The 17,912-nt window shown below is 39.9% G+C and carries 9 protein-coding genes; 3 read left to right on the top strand and 6 right to left on the bottom strand.

Annotated features, from left to right (window positions below):
* Positions 1 to 74 precede the first annotated feature (74 nt).
* Positions 75 to 1,709 carry an alpha-keto acid decarboxylase family protein gene (locus SCALIN_RS02295; RefSeq protein ID WP_096892655.1) on the bottom strand — a complete coding sequence of 545 codons (1,635 nt, stop codon included), beginning with the start codon at positions 1,707 to 1,709 and terminating at the stop codon, positions 75 to 77.
* Positions 1,710 to 2,294: 585 nt separating this feature from the next.
* Between SCALIN_RS02295 and SCALIN_RS02290 the strand changes: the two genes are divergently transcribed.
* The 3 genes from SCALIN_RS02290 to SCALIN_RS02280 are packed head-to-tail and all read left to right on the top strand — an operon-like array spanning position 2,295 to position 8,886.
* On the top strand, positions 2,295 to 2,822 hold the full coding sequence (locus SCALIN_RS02290) for a RidA family protein (RefSeq protein WP_096892654.1): 528 nt from the start codon (positions 2,295 to 2,297) through the stop codon (positions 2,820 to 2,822).
* 15 nt (positions 2,823 to 2,837) lie between these two features.
* Positions 2,838 to 7,442 carry a glutamate synthase large subunit gene (gltB, locus tag SCALIN_RS02285; protein WP_203415311.1) on the top strand — a complete coding sequence of 1,535 codons (4,605 nt, stop codon included), beginning with the start codon at positions 2,838 to 2,840 and terminating at the stop codon, positions 7,440 to 7,442.
* Entirely contained in the window at positions 7,435 to 8,886 is a 1,452-nt protein-coding gene (locus tag SCALIN_RS02280) for a glutamate synthase subunit beta (protein ID WP_096892653.1), read from the top strand. The genes gltB and SCALIN_RS02280 overlap by 8 nt, the downstream gene beginning before the upstream one ends.
* A 111-nt stretch (positions 8,887 to 8,997) precedes the next feature.
* Here the strand turns inward: SCALIN_RS02280 and SCALIN_RS02275 are convergent, their stop codons facing one another.
* The 5 genes from SCALIN_RS02275 to SCALIN_RS02255 form a co-directional block, all read right to left on the bottom strand.
* On the bottom strand, positions 8,998 to 11,142 hold the full coding sequence (locus tag SCALIN_RS02275) for a methyl-accepting chemotaxis protein (RefSeq protein WP_096892652.1): 2,145 nt from the start codon (positions 11,140 to 11,142) through the stop codon (positions 8,998 to 9,000).
* Positions 11,143 to 11,359: 217 nt separating this feature from the next.
* The gene (locus tag SCALIN_RS02270; RefSeq protein ID WP_096892651.1) at positions 11,360 to 12,517 is read right to left on the bottom strand and encodes an HD domain-containing phosphohydrolase; all 1,158 of its coding nucleotides are present in this window, start codon (positions 12,515 to 12,517) and stop codon (positions 11,360 to 11,362) included.
* A gap of 1 nt (position 12,518) precedes the next feature.
* A complete protein-coding gene (locus SCALIN_RS02265; protein ID WP_096892650.1) occupies positions 12,519 to 13,814 on the bottom strand; it encodes a response regulator in 1,296 nt (431 codons plus the stop codon).
* Positions 13,789 to 15,003, bottom strand: coding sequence for an HD domain-containing phosphohydrolase (locus SCALIN_RS02260; RefSeq protein WP_162532113.1), 1,215 nt, complete (start codon positions 15,001 to 15,003; stop codon positions 13,789 to 13,791). Before SCALIN_RS02260 ends, SCALIN_RS02265 begins: the two co-directional genes overlap by 26 nt.
* A gap of 11 nt (positions 15,004 to 15,014) precedes the next feature.
* Positions 15,015 to 17,912: PAS domain S-box protein (locus SCALIN_RS02255; RefSeq protein ID WP_133111620.1), on the bottom strand; the 2,898-nt coding region annotated here is incomplete at its 5' end.

Genomic DNA, 17,912 nt, shown 5'->3' with positions numbered 1-17,912 from the left:
GAGTGTAAACAAAGCGTGATTGGAGAAACCAGGTTTGAAAGTCCAAATAGTATAAAACAAAAGCCTGTGAATTTTTAAACGCGACTGGCAAATGCTTTCGCTATAGACTCGAGAGCCAATGACTTATCATCAGCATCTATTTGTACATCAAGAATACAGATATCTTCAGCATATTGACGGGAGAGTGTTAACGCCTCTTCAAGTTGATCTTCAGTCTTAATGCTAAACCCTCTACCCGACTTAAGAATATCAGGAATAGAACTATATGCCCATGTTGTTAAATCGTTGAAGCTGCCATCCAGCATCGGACGTTCAGTCCCATAACCACTATTATTCAAAACAATAATAATCGGGCTAAGTTGATATCTTGCTGAAGTTGACAGTTCCATTCCTGTCATTTGAAAAGCTCCATCTCCAACTAATACAAGTGGTCGAAGATTGGGATCAGCTAATTGTACACCAAGGCTTCCCGGTACGGCAAATCCCATTGACGCGTAATACGCAGGTGCAAGAAACTTCGTCTCCTTGTGTATTGTTATATCCATGGCGCCGAACATAGCATCTCCGGTATCTGCGATGACTACGGTGTTTTTGTCAAGAAAGGCATTAAGAGACCGAAATAAATAGTTTATTGTAATTTTCTTCCCCGTAACCGGTTGAAGTGGCTGAAGGGGTTTCGGGTGAGGAATAGCCCCGGTCTCTCGTTTGTCAATATCAGTCTGCAAAAGTCCTTTAAGAAAATCACCCAGGCTCACATTTTCATATGCGTGATAATGTATATATACTTTTTCACTGGTTGCATAAATTGATCGACCCTGGTCAAGACACGCTGTAAACAGACCAAGATTTATATCTGTCATAAACGCGCCCAGAAGTACAAGGCAATCACTCGATTCTACATATTCTCTAATATCACTCCGACCAATGGCCCCCTCATAAATACCCATATATTGAGGATGGTGTTCACTGATAACCGATTTACTCAGAGGTGTAGAAACAACCGGAATATTGGTTTTATCTATAAACTGAAGAAATTCGTCCTGTAACCCGTACCTGTGCAGCTCAATACCGGAAACAATTACAGGCTTTCTTGATGTGTTGATGATATCTCTTGCCTCAAGCAGTGCTTCCTTAAGTGCATTGTCATCACGTGGAAGAGGTATATCCTGTGGTAAATAATAGGGTAGCGCGGTAACAGAAACCATATTACGTGGCAATTCAATATAAACAGGCCTCTTGTGTTGTAAAGCGGCATCTATTACACGGTCAATTTCGCGACATGCAGTCTGAGGATTGTCAATAACCGTCGATGCTACCGTTATCTGTTCAAAGACCTTCAATTGCGTATCAAATTCTCTGACCTTATGATGCAGGAGCGGTGACTTTATTCTTTCATTCGTTCCCGGCGCTCCACTTATTACAACAACCGGAGACTTTTCTGCAAAAGCCTGGGCGGTTGTATTTGTAACCTTCAAACCACCAACGCAGTAGGTAACACACACCACCCCTAAACCTTTTACTCTTGCATAAGCATCAGCCGCAAAACCTGCCCCCTGCTCATCACACGTATTAATAACCTTTATTGAACTGGATTCCACTTGATGAAAAAAACTAAGAACATAATCACCCGGAACACCAAACATATGCCTGACACCATGTGTGAATAGTTTTTGTAAAAGATATTCACTTATAGTTTTCGCAGCGGCCATAATATCTCGATCTCCAAATTTAAAATATACTTGCCATTATATAGTATTTTTATGGCTATAAATTGATAATGACTTGATTTTACAATGTTGTGGCCAATATGTCTAATTTTACATTAAATTTCTTAACTTGAGAATTATAAATTGTCACATTTAATTTATCATTTGATCAGTATTACTCAAAAAATGTAGAAGAAAAAACAAATACCACTGTCTGCGCATATATTTCGCTAATTTTCAGCCACACAGTAATAATTTAGAAATATTTGCGCACAAACCCACAGGTAAAATATTAAATATTTTTTTTGTTTTTCAACAATACCACTATATCATGTTATTATATTTATACTTATACAGCAGATGAAATTAGTTACATGTAAATATTTCATAACCGGCATCATTGTTGCGTAACTAAGCGCATGTAAATTTTAGCCCAATGAAATCACTATATAACACTTAATTTTCAAAAGAAAAAGTAATGTTTAATTGTAAGTTTTAAAATTATTATCCAGGCTGTTACGACAGAGTAATACGTATAGTATATTAATCTGCCTCAACAGCATAACAAGTTCTAAGGGGGAAATATTCATGGCTAAGGCAACGAATAAAAATTATACGTTAAAAGAGTTAGATAGTATGTCTACAGAGGAAGCACAAAAACTATCATTTGCCGCAAGAGACAAACTTCTTGATTTAGTCATTGCAGATGGCAGAAAAATAGGAGGCAAACAGCCTGCCAGGCAAGTTGGTTTGATGTGTGACTGGTTTGAGGAAGATGTGGTACGTCTTCAGAAGATTAAGGCAATTAAAATAAACTGCGGAGGGTTTATACCAATTGCTAAAAACGGTGAAGTTCCGACATTAGACCCCAATGGACAATTCAAATTAATATTTGAAAATGTAAAGGGTGCCCTTAAAAAAGCCGGTACAAATTTTGACAGAGTTATTAATACTGTCATCTTCATGAAGAATATAGATTATTGGGGCGAGATGAATGAGGTGTATAGAAAATATATCAAATGTTCTCCAACACGCGCTGTGATTGGCTGCCAGGATCTTAATAAAACTTATCAAATTGAGATTGTAAGTCTACACGCATACAAAGTGGCAAAATAGATCAAGGAATATTACGTGGAAACAAAAGCTGATATGCTGGAAATTAATAATTTCAAAAATGTAAATTTAGCCGGACAACCCGAAAGATCTGGATTGTATGATCCGATATACGAACATGACGCCTGTGGCGTCGGTTTTGTGGCGAATATAGATGGAACTCCAACACATTCTATAGTTTCAAACTCTATTCAGATTTCAATCAATTTAGAACATCGCGGTGCTATTGGGAGCGACAAACTGACGGGAGATGGAGGTGGGCTTTTATTGCAAATTCCGGATGATTTTCTTCGTCAAGTTTGTTCTGAACAAGATCTTGCTTTACCTCCTGAAGAAAAATATGGTATAGGTATGTTTTTTATGCCTCAGGAAGAAGCCAAGATTAAAGAATGCAGGCAAACTGTACAAAAAATTGTTGAGGCTGAAGATTGCAGATTTTTAGGATGGCGAGATGTTCCATCCAACGGCAATTCACTTGGAGAGATCAGCCGTTTGACACAACCTACGGTACATCAGCTTTTTATTACAAGTAAAACGCTTGAAGGTGAGAACTTTGAAAGAAAACTATACATCATAAGACGTTGCATAGAAAATGAGATTTCATCTTGGACAAATGGAGATTACAGTCAGTTTTACGTCTGTAGTTTCAGCCATAAAACTATTGTCTATAAAGGATTACTCACAGGAAACCAACTTCCGGTTTTCTTTCCTGATCTGAGTGATCCACGTTTTACATCAGCATTTGCAATAATTCATCAACGATACAGCACAAACACATTCCCGGCCTGGAACCTTGCTCAACCTTTCAGATGCCTTGCGCATAATGGAGAAATAAATACTCTTCGTGGCAATATTAATCAGATGAAGGCACGTGAGAAGAACCTGGAGTCTGAGCTTTTAGGTAAAGATATAGAGAAGATAAAACCTGTTATTCATGATGAATACGGAAGTGATTCAGCAGTCTTTGACAATGTTTTTGAATTGCTTGTCAAATCCGGCAGATCACTTTCACATTCTGCCATGATGATGGTTCCCGAGGCTTGCGGTAAGAAGTATTATATGAGTGAAGACAAACGCGCATTTTATGAATACCACGCCGCATTTATGGAACCATGGGATGGACCTGCTGCCATTGTGATTACTGATGGACGTTTTATCGGTGCAATGCTGGACAGAAATGGATTAAGACCAGCGCGTTACACAGTTACTAAAAACGGTATGATAATCATGGCCTCCGAGACTGGTGTTCTTGACATACCGGGAGAGGAAGTTCGTCAACGTGGTAGATTACAACCCGGCAAAATGTTCCTGGTTGATTTAGAGCAAAACCGGATCGTTCCTGATAATGAAATAAAGGCAAAAATTTCCAGACAATCGCCCTATCGCCGTTATTTAAAAGAAAACCTTATTGAACTTCGCGGATTATTTAATCCGTCAAGGATACCTGAAATAGATTTGGAAGTATTAAGGAAGCAACAACATGCATTCGGATATACTGATGAGGATATCAATACCACTATTTCACATATGGCAAGCCGTGGACAGGAACCGATAGGCGCCATGGGAAATGACAATGCACTGGCGGTATTGTCTAACAAACCTCAACTGTTGTATAACTATTTTAAGCAGTTATTCGCCCAGGTAACCAACCCACCCATCGACCCGTTACGTGAAGAGCTCGTTATGTCACTGATGAATTACATCGGGAAAAAAGGCGGATTCCTTGAGGAAACGCCGGAACATTGCAGGCAGATTAAACTGTCTCACCCAATATTAACACCTACAGATATGTGGCGAATTCGAAATGCAAATCATCCTGGTCTGATGGTAAGAAAGATCGACATTCTATTTCCAACTCAAGGTGGAGGAGAAGCCTTGAAGTCTGCCATGAATTCACTTTTCGAAAAAGCAGAAAGACATATTTCGGACGGAGCTAATATACTGGTCATGACGGACAGGCATATCAGCAAAGAGCGTTGTGCTATTCCATCTCTTCTGGCCGTTTCAGGTCTGCATCATCACTTAATCAGGAAGGGATTGCGCGGCTCGTGCGGACTGATTATTGAAACAGGAGAAGCAAGAGAGGTGATGCACTTTACTCTTTTAATTGCATTTGGAATCACAGCAATTTGTCCTTACGTCGCTTTCAGCACAGTAAGAGAAATGGCGGAGCAGGAGTACCTGGTAGAGAAAAAAGATCCGGAAGATGCGATGGATGCCTATATTTCAGCTGTTAAAAAAGGGCTCTTAAAGTCATTCAGCCGTATGGGTATTTCAACAATTCGTAGCTTTTTCGGGTCTCAGATTTTTGAGGCTGTTGGAATTGATAAAGCAGTCATTGATGAATACTTCTGTGACACTGCATCACGAATTGGTGGTATCGGAATGGAAGAGATAGCACAGGAAGTTTACGCTCGACACCTTAATGCCTTTCCGTATGATGGCAAACATGATGAATTCCTTGATGTCGGAGGCTATTATTCAGTTAGACATGGTGGAGAAAAGCATCTCTGGAATCCGGAGACCGTCTATAAATTACAGCAGGCAACACGAAACAATGACTATAAAATCTTTAAAGAGTTCACGCAGCTTGTTGATGGTCAGACAAAAGAACTGGCAACATTACGTGGTCTTTTTGAATTTAAGGAGTCTGCTAAGATTAATATTGAAGAAGTTGAGCCTGTAGAGAATATAATGAAGCGATTTATGACTGCCGCAATGTCATTCGGTTCAATAAGTAAAGAATCTCATGAATCTATTGCTATTGCAATGAATAGAATTGGAGGTAGAAGTAATTCTGGTGAAGGAGGAGAAGATCCTGAACGTTTTGAAAAACTGCCAAACGGCGATTGGAAGATTTCCAAAATCAAACAAGTTGCTTCAGGCAGGTTTGGGGTAACCAGTGAATATCTGGTAAATGCGGAAGAGATCCAGATCAAGATGGCACAGGGAGCTAAACCTGGTGAAGGAGGACAGTTACCCGGACATAAGGTGAGTCGAGACATTGCAAAGGTACGACATACTACACCCGGAGTTTCATTGATTTCACCGCCACCTCATCATGATATTTATTCTATTGAAGACTTAAAGCAGATAATTTACGATCTCCATTGCGCAAACTCTAAAGCAAAAGTGTGCATAAAGTTGGTAGCCGCATCAGGCGTAGGCACTGTTGCTGCGGGTGTATCCAAAGCAAAAGCAGATCAAGTATTAATCAGTGGTTATGATGGAGGTACCGGAGCTGCGCCATGGTCAAGTATTATGCACGCCGGTTTGCCATGGGAGCTTGGACTGGCAGACACGCAACAAACTCTTGTTGCCAACCAACTCCGTGATAGAATTATTGTACAGACGGATGGTCAGTTAAAAACGGGAAGAGATATCGTCATTGCGGCACTGCTTGGCGCGGAAGAATACTGTTTTGGTACTTCCGTTCTGGTTACGTTGGGTTGCGTGCTTATGAGGAAATGCCATTTAAACACCTGTCCTGTAGGCGTGGCTACTCAAAATCCGGAGTTACGAGCCAATTTTGATGGACAGGCTGAGTTTGTTGAACGTTTTTTCAGATTTCTTGCTCAAGAGATGAGAGAATTCATGGCTGAACTGGGTTTTAAAACCGTTGATGAAATGGTTGGACGTGTAGACAAACTTGAAGTAAGAAAGGCAATAGACCATTGGAAGGCTAAAAAACTTGATTTCAGCGCTCTCTTAACTCACCCGGACCCTGATGGAAAAACAACATTACACTGTATCAAGAAGCAGGACCATGAGTTATCCATGTCACTTGATAATGAATTAATAAAATTGTCTGAAAATGCATTAACAAAAAAAGAACAGGTAATTATTGATATTCCAATACGTAATATTAATAGAACTGTAGGAACAATACTTAGTAGTGAAGTCACGAGAAAATACGGTTCTGCCGGACTTCCTGAAGATACAATCCAATTGAATCTCAAAGGATATGCCGGACAAAGCCTTGGAGCATTCCTGGTCCCGGGTATTACCATACGTGTAGAAGGAGATGCTAATGACTACGTCGGAAAGGGAATGTCAGGTGGCAAAATTATTGTGAACCCATTTAAAGAATCAACGTTCAAACCGTATCAAAATATTATTGCAGGTAACGTAATTCTCTACGGAGCTACAGGAGGAGAAGTTTTTCTTCACGGTATGGCAGGAGAACGTTTTGCTGTACGAAATAGCGGTGCAACTGCTGTGGTTGAAGGAGTTGGTGATCATGGTTGCGAGTATATGACCGGAGGAACGGTAGTCGTTATCGGACAGACCGGCAACAACTTTGGGGCCGGCATGAGTGGTGGTATCGCATATGTTTACGACGAGCACGAATGGTTCGGTATGAAATGCAACCTGGACATGGTCGATCTGGAAAGTGTCTGGACAGACGAGGACAAGAACTGCTTACACACACTGCTGACTAAACACTTTGAATATACACAAAGTGCCAGAGCAAAAGACATTCTTGATCATTGGGATAGTCGTCTGCCATTATTTGTTAAAGTTATGCCAATGGAATATAAGCAATCATTAGAACGGATCAGACAGGAAGAGCACCGTGATGATGAGCTGGTATTAGCAACAGAGGAGGTGTTTAGTGGGTAAACCGTCAGGATTCCTCGAAATGGACAGAAAGCCAGGTGTTAAACTTCCGGTCGATGAACGCATAAAAAATTTCCAGGAATTTGAGCAAAATGTTTCTGACAGCGAATTGGAATCACAGGCAAGTCGCTGTATGGATTGTGGGATTCCATCGTGCCATGCCTATGGTTGCGCGGTAAAGAATAGAATACCGGATTGGAATGATCTTGTTTATAAAGGCCATTGGAAGCGCGCATTGGCCATGCTTCATTCAACGAATAACTTTCCTGAGTTTACCGGACGAGTTTGTCCGGCTACATGTGAAGCATCATGCACATTATCAATTAACAGAAGAGCTGTCACTATAAGACAGATTGAAAAACAGATTGCCGAACGAGGCTGGTCTGAGGGTTGGATACAGCCTCAACCTGCTGAAGCGAAGACAGGCAAACGTGTAGCAATTGTTGGCTCCGGGCCTGCAGGGCTCGCAGCAGCACAACAATTGGTCAGAAAAGGCCATGACGTTACCGTATTTGAAAAAGATGACAGGATTGGAGGTATGTTACGTTATGGTATACCTGATTATAAAATCGATAGAAGTGTACTTGAAAGAAGGTTGAATCAACTGAAAGAAGAGGGTGTCTCTTTTGAAACACAAGTAAATGCGGGCATTGATATTTCAGGGATGTATTTATCACGAACGTTCGATGCTGTAGTTATTTGTGTTGGAGCACAAATTCCCAGGAATCTTGTAATCCCCGGAAGAGATTTAGATGGTGTCCATTTTGCGATGCCTTTTCTCACTCAACAAAACCGCAGAATAGCAGGTGATATCATTACGGATAAGGAAGTGATTACTGCTGAAGGAAAGAGTGTCATTGTTATTGGAGGTGGTGATACAGGGTCAGATTGTATCGGTACCAGTATCCGCCAGGGAGCGGCAAGTGTAACACATATTTATTACCAGGATGTTCCCCCAAAGGATCGCCCACCTTGTAATCCATGGCCTGAATGGCCAAAAACGTTCAGTACCAGTTCATCTCAGGAAGAGGGTTGTGAGAGATTCTGGAAATATCAGACAAAAGAGTTTATAGGTAAAAATGGTAAACTGACTGGACTGAAAGTGGCAGAACTAGATTGGACGAGACCAGAGGATGGTTCACGCGGCACTTATACAGAAAAACCTGGTTCCGAAAAGATTTTTCCTGCTGATCTGGTTTTCATCTCAATAGGTTTTCAACATTGTGAGCACGGCCCTCTTATCAATGACCTGAAGCTTGAACTTGATAAAAAAGGCGGGATAAAGATAGATGACAATAAGATGAGTTGTCTACCAGGCATCTTTGCCGCAGGTGACGCGGAACTGGGAGCAAGTCTCGTTGTTCGAGCTATCTACAGTGGCCGACAGGCTGCCTCAGGTGTGCACCAATATTTAATGTCTGAAAGACAAAGCTCCGCAGTTGAATGAAAAGGAGAGAAAGTAACCCCACACAACTCCTACATTGACACAAAATAATTAAGTAATGTAGCTTGTTTCACATAACTTACAGATTTATGATACCTGCTTGAAGAGTTGCTGCTAAAAGTCACTCATACTTTCATCGTGTTCAACTATCCTGTTTTCTCCCATTGGGATTAACTCCTCTTTTGCTGACGGACTATTATGAGAAATAGATTTTTTGTAATTATCATTTGGTCTTGTTGAGTTCGAAATTTTGTGGAATGATTCATGTTGAGTGGTTTGGAAAAGTGATTCTTTGTTAGAACCGGTTAATATATCAGACTCATCTCCAACCTGTTTCGACAGGATATTGACTTGATCAAGCAGACTTAGTGCCTGGGCCGACATCTCCTCACTTGCAGATGCAGTCTCTTCCGCATTGGCCGCATTTTGCTGTGTAACCTGGTCCATCTGCTGCAATGCTGTACCTACCAGATCAATACCTTCAGATTGCTCCGTCGAAGCAATGGATATTTCATCAATCAGACTTGCTACTTTCTTTACATTTGTTACTATACCGCCCAAAACAGTCTTACACTCTTCAGAAAGTTTTGTGCCTACTTCCGCTTTACTTACACAATCTTCAATAAGTTCTGTCGTATCCTTTGCCGCTGTTGCACTTCTCTGTGCAAGATTACGCACCTCTTCTGCCACTACGGCAAAACCTTTTCCATGTTCACCGGCACGCGCCGCCTCTACAGCGGCATTCAGTGCGAGAAGATTAGTCTGAAATGCTATACCGTCTATTACCTTTATAATGTCTCCAATTTTCTTACTGCTCTCATTAATATCATGCATTGCATTATTCATCTCATTTACCGATTTATTGCAGGATTCAGCGTTCTGGTTACACTGCGCGGCAATTTTTGCTGTTTCCATGGAGTTTTTGGCATTTTGTCTTGTCATGGATCTCATCTCTTCCATTGATGCGGAAGTCTCTTCCAGCGATGACGCCTGCTCTGACGAACCCTCAGCAAGGCTCTGACTGGAAGATGATATCTGTTTTGATGCTGCTGCAACTTGATTTGAACTCTCTGTCAGTTTTCCAACTAGTTCCTTCAGGAAATTTATCAATGGATTCGCGAAAAAAACCCAACCAAGACCAATGACTAAGCAGATCAAACCAACAGAACCGGCCTGAATCCACAACAAAAATATCCCTTTTTTATTAGCATCTGCCACATAAATACTAACCGCCTCATTGATAGCCTTCATTGTAGCGTTATTTGTTTTATAAGCATTCATATAAGCAGCTATATATTCAGCCGAATTTGGAGTTGTCTCTGTAAGCTGTTTCAGTGTATCCTGTGTAGTACCCCACAATTTTTGCACTTCACTAAGCTTGCTATGGACCGATGGATCAATTGCTGCTGTGAGTTTTGTAAATTTTGTCATTCCTAGGTCCAGAGGAGCATTGCCACCATTCATAAGAGCTCCGAGAGTCGTATCAAATACTTTCTTAGTCTTAAGAAAGGTATCCTTTCCGAAATTATCATCGTTCGTAGTTCCAAAGAATGCTGCAGTTTCAGTGCTTATTGTACCGATTGGAATATTTACCACCAGCATACCCATCACATCTCCAAGTTTAAAATCATGTTTAGGGCTATCCTCATGGTTATTGTGACAATTTACACAACCAGAAACAGAGGCTTTATCAGCTGTCGCATAACGAAGTGAATAAATACCATTGTGCACCATAAATCGAGAAAAAGTTTCACCTTTTTTATGAAACAGATAATTAAACGCCTCTTGCTCAAAGCCCGGTTTTAACCCTTTTTCTTTATTTATATTCCACTTGCTGAGAAGTTCATAACTGTACACCGCTTTTTCGTTTATTTTTTTGGATACTTCCTGTACAAAAGTGGCAGGAAGAGGTATGCCACCATCGATATTGGCATATTCCCTGTTTGGGTGTACGTTAACAACACCATCTTTCTTCAGCTTTGTTACAATATTCTTTGTATATTGCTTACGATCTTCCACAATCTGGAGTGTCGCAATTTCTGCCGCTTTCAGTGTACTATGGCGTATCTGTAAGGGTATCAAATCATTGATATATTCCTTAAAATATTTCTGGGTAAGCATCCGCTGTCGACCAGCAAGATCAATAGTTGTTTTTTCGGCATTTTGTTCCCTTGTAGAATTAAAGACAAAGAACGCTCCTGTTATTACAGAAACAAAAAAAACAGAATACATCAAAATAAATTTCTTGCCGATCGTCATTATTTACCCCTCCTAAGAATAACAATTATATTTTGTCCACATTTATATAAAGAATTTATTGATATCACTAATGAGTCCTTAACATATGTCTTTAGTACCGACTAAAGTTTTTTGTTGTTTTAATATCTACTTTATCGGTTATATTCCCAGTAACTTTAATAAATATTTATGCTCTTCAGGTTTGTGTATATCGTGATTCGATTGCCAGCAAAAGGTTTTATACCTCTGTTTTCTGTAGCTCCTTTAATACCTTTATAGGCTCTATTATTGGATTCACATTACCAATATTCAGTATACGTTTCTTCAAGATATGTGTAATCTCGTATCCCTTTTGTATTAACAGCATACCTTTCTCGGTTTTTACATCCTCGGCCAGTACCATTCCCGGCATCAACTCTTTTAACATTATTTCCTGTTTCACATAGCACTCTTCTTTTTTGATGACTTCTGATTCAAGCTCTCTAAAAATATCGGGATCATACCATTGCATATGACTGCGCATCTGAGCAATAGCCTGAGGCTTGGTCTCACCTCTCGCTACCCTCAGATCAAAGTCCAGAACTACTTTAAGAATTCTAGAAATCAAAGGAATGTCTTCTCCCTTTCTATCATCAATTGGAACGCCGCCACCATTAAATCTCTTCTCCTGGTAGGCAATAGCATCAGCAATCCCTCCAAGACGGGGAATATTTGCAAGCAGGCTCTTTCCTATATTAGGATGATCAAAGAACATCTGGTTCTCTTCAATGGAGAGGTCTTCGCCCTGATATTTTCTTTCCAGGGTTTCTCCGGGAATAGTAACGCATCCTATCTGTGACAGCATTACCGCAAGCTCCACTTCCCACATATTTTCCACATTTAAACGTTCTGCCAGCTTTTTCGTCAGATTATTGATTCTGGAGGAACAACTGAATGCAACAGGGTTCACCATTGAGAGAATTTCACTGACAACCTTTATGCTGCCTCTTAATGTTTTGTCAAGAAGTTCACGTTCAGCAGTAATAAGTCTGTACTGTTCTATCGCTGCGTTTAATGCCTTTGTAAGAATATCATTCGAACATGGTTTTGAGAGAAAGCGAAAGATATTTCCTTCATTAATGGCGTCGATAGATGTCTGCATATCAGCTTGTCCGGTAAGCAATACACGTACTGTATCAGGTGCGATCTGCTTGACGGTTGAAAGAAACTGGACACCGTCCATTTCCGGCATACGATAATCAGAGACAACTACCGCAACGGGCCCCTGCTTTTTAACCTCATCTATACCTTTAGCGGCACTATCAACAGTAATCACATTAAATTTCTTGTGAAACTGCCTCTTATGAGCGGCAAGTATATTACTATCATCATCAACAAACAGTATTTTTTCATCCATATCAACCACCTCTTTCTCTTACCTTTTCATAACACACTACCCACTCCGGCAATTTTTCAACCAGACCAAGTGCCTTTAAATAACGCATATCAATATATTTAAATTCAGTTGTATCGGAATCACAATCTTTCTGATTTATTAATGCATCTGCCACATGTACCGCTGTCAATACCGCATATTCTTTTACGTCCAGCGACGTCGAACCGCTGCTATCAATTGGTTTTTCGTATTTTTCCCCCACCTCGAATGCCACACCTGATACGTCAAATTCATGCCCTATCAGTCTTGATGGATGGTGGTGAAAAGCAATTGACTCAACTATACCTATCGGAAGTCCCCACAGTCCTAAAAGATACGCTCCCATTTCAGCATGCGAAGTATTCAGGACTTCATGTTCAGCAGTTAAATCGTCACATCCCATATCACCCTTAAACGTTTGTATTTGTTTATAGTGATCAGGAATAGTCAACATCAGCAGTTTACCTATATCGTGAAGCAACCCTGCTACCATCGCCTCCTCTTTTACCCGTTGATCAACCGACTCACTACCCATAATTTTTTTCACAAGATTCCCCACTGCCATACTATGATTAAATAAATTTGGTAAAGAAAAATCTAATGACTCGGAAGTTTCTGTAAATGAAGAAAAAACGTGTGTTGAAAGTACAAGGGCCTTCAGTGTTTCCACACCTAGATAGATTGCCGCTTGCTGAGGATTTACCATTTTTTGAGGCAGTCCAAAAAAAGCCGAATTTACCAACTGTAATATCTTTGCTGACATCGAAACATCATGGGCAATAATATCTCCCACTTTTGCAAGAGATGGCTCAGTCAAGTTCATCTCTTCAATAATCAAATTGTATGAATTAGGCAAACTCGGCAAGTTCTTCATTCCTCCTACTAGTATCCTTAACTCATCGCTCTTTAATATATCACGAAGATTGCATGCACGATTTATTATAGATTTTACTACTACCGTATCACACGGTTTCATCATATACTGGTGCGCACATTTAATCGACCCCAGTACCATCTCATGGTCAGAATGACCGGATAATATGATTCTAATACACTCAGGATGCTGTTTTGAAACGATTTGCAGCAGTTGACTTCCATCCATATTTGGCATGCGCATATCACTAACTATAACGTCAAATTTGGAATTTGACATGATGTTCAGGGCTTCCAGACCACCCGAAGCGAATTCTATAATCCACTCCTTACGCATTGAGCGCAGCGTCCTCTTTAACCCGTTAAGGACATTCAGATCATCATCTACAAAGAGTATTTTTTTCAAAACGTCCTTTCTTTTTGTTATGTATTCCTTTTTTCTGTTTTAAATATTTATCTGAAAATTGTTCTTTAATGATTCTTATCTCACTCAGTGATTTCGCAAAGGCATGATATACATCAGGATCAAAGTGAAGTCCAACCTCTTTACCCATGATAGTCAATGCCTCATTTTCGGAAAATGCCGACTTGTATGGACGTTCAGAGCACAGAGCATCATAGACATCTGAAATAGCAACTATACGAGATGCTAAAGGGATTTCATCTCCTGCAAGGCATTTTGGATATCCTGTTCCATCCCACTTTTCATGGTGCGTCATGGTAACACTGGAGGCCATTTTATAGAGAGGGTTATTTTCATTATTGTACCTTTTATGTTCATTCTTCCAACTCCACGCAAGAAATGATTTCATACCAACATAATCCTGATTAAAAATTTCAGATCCTATTATACAATGCCGCTTCATTATTTCCCACTGATCATGATTCAGACGTCCTCCCTTTAAAAGAATCTCGTCCGGTATTCCCACCTTGCCGATATCATGAAGAGGGCTTGTCAGAAATAACATTTCAACAAAGTCCGATCTCATCCCTAACGATTCGGCAATAATTTTACAGTACCACCCAACCCTGATAACGTGGTTCCCTGTTTCTTCATCACGAAATTCTGCCACCTTACCAAGTCGCCATAAAATATCCAGACGGGAATTTTCTAACTCAATTGTTCTTTCTCTAACCTTATGCTCAAGGATTTTATTCTGGTTATTTAGTTCATCCTGATAACTCTTCAAGCGAAGAACGCTATGGAGACGAGCCAGAAGGTCTTCCCTGCAAACCGGTTTGTTGAGGAGATCAGTTGCGCCCAGGTCCAACGCGCGGCATTTCATATCACTCTCATTACAGCCGGTTATAATTATTACGGGAATATTTCTAGTCCTTTCTGATTTGTGAAGAATTTTCAACAATTCAAATCCGTCTTTCTCCGGCATCTTAATATCAGAAACTATAACGTCAAAGTATCTCTCTTCTATCAGTTCTAATGCTGCATCCACACTGCCGATATAACTCATATCCCACTCTTTACGCTGGTTACGTAACATGCGTCTAAACCCGTCCAGCACATTAGATTCATCATCAATAAAAAGGATTTTCCTTTTTCTGCAAAAATGTTCTCCTTGAAGTGGATTATCATCCATTTTCATATCCTTTAAACTTTTACAATTTCAGAAGAAGAAGTACAAAGAGGCAGTCGTATGATAAACGTAGTGCCTTTCCCCAACTCTGTATCCAGGGTAATTGTCCCATTATGTCTGCCAACCACTGTGGAATGCACAAGAGAAAGACCCTGTCCCGTTCCCTTGCCTACTTCTTTGGTAGTAAAGAACGGATCAAAAATCTTTTTCCTTATATCTCCTGAGATACCTGTCCCTGTGTCACTGACCCGTATTTCGGCCCACTCTCCATCGCAAAGGGTACTGATAACAATTATGCCCTTTCCTTCATTTCCGTTTCCCGGTTCTTCGCCAATAGCATGAGCGGCATTAACTATCAGGTTAAGTATCACCTGATTAAACTCTCCGGGAAAACACGGCACAGATGTCAAACTTGAATCAAAGTCCGTCTTAACCTCCGCCACATATTTCCACTCATTTCTTGCGACAGTAATCGTATTATTAATTGCCTTGTTAATATCAATCGGCTTCTTATTCTCATTATCGGGATGTGAAAAATTCTTCATTGCATATACAATATTTTTTACACGATCCAGACCCTCTAATGACTGAGTGATCGCGTTAGGAATTTCATCTACAAGAAAGTCTTCGTCCAACTCCCTGACTGCAACCTCTATCTCCTCAATTAATTCGGATTCTACTGAACCTGATTTACAGGTTTCAAGTAGATGTGAATATTTTTCAAGAAGTTTGTTGATGTCGTTAAATGAATCCTGTAAAAATCTTGTATTGTCCATAATGTACTGTGTTGGTGTGTTGATTTCGTGTGCAATGCCGGCAGCCAGATGTCCTATTGATTCCATTTTTTGTGCATGCATCAGTTGCTGCTCCAAATTTTTGTGCACTGTTATATCTTCTTTTATCGCAATATAACCGGTTGTGACACCTTGATTGTTTTTGATTGGTGAAATAGACGCAAATTCCCAATAAGCTTTTCCATCACTATTCTTGTTTTTAAATTCACCTCTCCATTCCTTACCGGATGAAATGGTATCCCAGAGTTCTTTATAATCTACAGAGTTTCTTTCATCTGATTTCAGTACTCTTGGATTTTTCCCTTTTACCTCTTCAAAAGAATATCCGGTGACTTCAGTAAATTTTCTATTAACATATTCAATGTTACCTTTAGTATCCGTAATAACAACAGACGCGGGGCTTTGTTCGACGGCGCGTGACAACTTACTAATCTGTTCATCTGCCTGCTTACGTTCAATAAACAGAGCGATATGGTTGCCAATACTTGACATCATATTAAGCAATTTATCATCCGGTCGCCGTATCTCTCGGCTAAAGAAACAGATTGTTCCAAGTACGACATTATCGATAGCAATTGGAAAACCGAAGGCTCCATGCAGTCCTTCTTTATCCGCAACAGATGCCCTTAGGAAATTTGAATCACGGGCAACATCTTCAATCCAAAGTGGCTTTGCGGTTTGCCATACCAGGCCTGGCAGTCCTTTTTGTGGTGAAAAGGTTGTGCGGCAGGTGATATCTTTAAATTCAGAAAAGTTTAAAGATGGTAGATGCCAGATTTCTGTATTACGTAAAATATATTGTTGCTTATCATATATCCAGACTTCTCCCAGATCCCACCCTAGTGCGATACAAACAACTTCAATTATTCTGGTAGATGCTTCTCTAATTGTATTAGATTCTGCCAATACTTTTGCAACCTCAAGTTGTGTTTTAAGATGACTTTGCACCAACTTGCGTTCTGTAATATCTTCTTTTAACTGAATGAAACCTGTTATGATACCATCGCAGTTCTTGATTGGTGAAATAGATTCTGATTCCCAATATATTTCACCATTCTTATTAAAATTGCAGAATTCTCCCTGCCATTCTTTACCAGATGTAATGGTTTTCCAAAGTTCTTTGTGTTCTTCAACATTCTCTTCAACTGTTTTTAAAACTATTGGGTTTTTCCCTTTGACTTCTTCTAAAGAATATCCAGTTACTTCAGTATATTTTCTATTAACATACTCAATATTATTTTTTGTATCTGTAATAACAACAGACACCGGGCTTTGTTCGACAGCGCGAGACAACTTACTAACCTGTTCATCTGCCTGCTTACGTTTGATAAATTGACCTACCTGACTACCAATTGCCTCCATCATATTAAGCAACTCTTTGTCTGGCTCTTCTGGTTTCTGACTAAAGAACTCGATAACCCCAAGTATTTCAGTATTGGCAATAATTGGAAAGGCAAAGGCGCCATGCAACCCTACTTTTGATGCGGCGGTTGCTCTTGGAAAATTTGATTCCACCACAACGTCTTTGATCCAGGCCGCTTTGCCCTTTGACAATACACGTCCCGGCAAGCCAATTCCGGGTAAAAAACTAATTTCTTTAGTCTTTTTCTTAAATTCCGAAAATTGTAAGCCTGGAACGTGCCAGAGATACACGCAACGCAATACATTGTCATGTTCCAACCATAACGAACCAAAATCCCAATCCAGTGCTTCACATATAACTTTTAAAATTCCTTGAAAAGCAATTTTTATTGTTTCTGACTCCGACAATATTTTTGTCACGGCATGCTGAGCAATAAGACGATATTCAGATTTTTTACGCTCTGTAATAACTCTAATTATTCCTTCAATACGACATTGTTTACCTTTTTTATCTTTAACTAAATGAGATGTACATTCGGCGTAAAAACAATCACCGCTTTTATTCTTACATAAATACACAGTATTACTCAAGACACCATGTTTCTCAAGCATCTCTAACTGCGTTCTTCCATCATCAATGTTTACATATATTTCATTTACCTTTGTCCCAATCATTTCTTCAGGTGATTTATAACCAAACATTTCAGCAGCTGTTTGATTAACCCAGATAAATGCGCCTTCTTTACCAAGTTCACA

This window comes from Candidatus Scalindua japonica (assembly GCF_002443295.1).
GTDB classification, from domain to species: Bacteria; Planctomycetota; Brocadiia; order Brocadiales; family Scalinduaceae; genus Scalindua; species Scalindua japonica.
This window is presented reverse-complemented; position numbering and strand designations above follow the sequence as displayed.